Genomic DNA, 1,904 nt, shown 5'->3' with positions numbered 1-1,904 from the left:
AGTTCGAACACTTAGAATCTTGAACTCAGCATCATTAAATCCTGAATCATAATTCTGGTCCAGGGTTCCTTCCCAGGTGAAGATGGCCGGATTTTGAGGATCCTGCGTCATTTCCCTGGCAAGATCGGCACTCCAGTCACTCACTGTGGCAGAACCAATTATATATAAATTTGGGTGATAAGATAATTCCTTACTTATGATCGTACCTGTATTGGTATTTACAGTTACAGAATAAAATCCATCTGCCGGTACCTCCCATTTATAGTCATTTGGTTCACAGCCAAATGTAACATCATAGGAATATGCAGTTGTAGGCATAACATCCCCGTCATTTACAGGAACTAACCATTGGCCATCGCACCAGTCACCTTCGAAAGTATGTATCTTAAATACTCCGGAACCTTTAAGGGTTCCTTCCCAATTCCATACTCCCGAAGAAATCATTTCCATTTTAGTATCAATTTTCCCCTGCGGAGTCCAGCCGGCAGAAGTCGCATCTCCAACAAGAGCGAGATACTGGTAAGCAGATTCTTCCTTACAATCTGGTGTACCGTCTCCATCGCTATCAATAGCCATTGAGGAAGCATCCATAGGATCTGAGCCACATGCGAACTCATCTTCATCTGTCTGGCCGTCACCGTCATCATCAGGATCGGTATTATTGCCTATACCATCATTGTCCGTGTCAGTATCTTCTGTCGGATCAAGAGGAAATGCATCTTCTTCATCGATCACTCCATCGCCGTCATCGTCTGTGTCCACGCAATTTGGTATTCCGTCGTTATCAGCATCAGCAGAAATTGAAGAAGTATCTAAGGGATCTGAACCACAGCTAGTTTCATGTTCATCTGTCTGTCCGTCACCGTCATCATCGGGATCGTCATAATTACCTATCCCATCATTATCGGTATCAGTATCTTCATTTTTGTCAAGAGGAAATGCATCTTCTTCGTCCTTCACGCCATCCCCGTCATCATCGGTGTCCACACAGTCGGGTATCCCGTCGCTATCAGTATCAGTCGAAGTTGAAGAAGGATCTAAGGGATCTGAACCACAGGCGAGCTCATCCTCATCGGTTTGGCCGTCACCGTCATCATCGGGATCAGTTACATCAGGAATACCATCTGAATCTGTATCTGTATCGTCATTTGAATCTACACAGTCTGGTGTTCCGTCAGCATCAGTATCAGCAGACATTGAAGAGGGATCCAAAGGGTCTGAACCACAAGTGAGCTCATGTTCATCTGTTTGTCCATCCCCGTCATCATCAGGGTCAGCATTATTTCCTATTCCATCGCTATCTGTATCGGTATCTTCTGTTCGATCAAGAGGAAAAGCATCTTCTTCATCAGGAACACCATCCCCGTCATCATCGGGATCCACACAGTCTGGCACCCCGTCTCCATCAGTATCCACAGACATTGAAGAGGAATCTAAAGGATCTGAACCACAGGCGAGTTCATGTTCATCGGTTTGTCCGTCGCCGTCATCATCTGTATCTGCATTATTTCCTGTACCGTCATTATCTGTATCAGTATCTTCTGACGGATCCTCAGGAAAAGCATCTTCACTGTCTTTAGTGCCGTCCCCATCGGTATCCAGAATAATGTTTATTGTATTGGCAGATTGGTCTAAGGTAATCGTATACATACCTTCCTCAGCAATGGACCAGTTATAATCATTTCCCTGGCCCTGCCTGTTTATTTCATAATCTGTTGCGGAAATATCCTGGTCTGCTGCTGTAGGCACAATGTAGTCTCCCCAATTCCAATCCCCAACATAGTTGTGGATCTTAAAGCTTCCCGGTACAAAGTTCCCTCTAAAGCTAAAAAGTTCGGGATTTGTCTCGTCCTGAGTGAATTTCAGGTCTTCAGACCATGGGTTCCAGCCTTTAGCTGTAGCAT

The 1,904-nt window shown here is 44.9% G+C and carries 1 pseudogene; it reads right to left on the bottom strand.

From position 1 onward, the window contains the following. Positions 1 to 1,904, bottom strand: a pseudogene (locus ACFSTG_RS15125) (hypothetical protein); the annotation flags it as partial.

This window comes from Salinimicrobium flavum (assembly GCF_042684505.1).
Lineage (GTDB): Bacteria > Bacteroidota > Bacteroidia > Flavobacteriales > Flavobacteriaceae > Salinimicrobium > Salinimicrobium flavum.
This window is presented reverse-complemented; position numbering and strand designations above follow the sequence as displayed.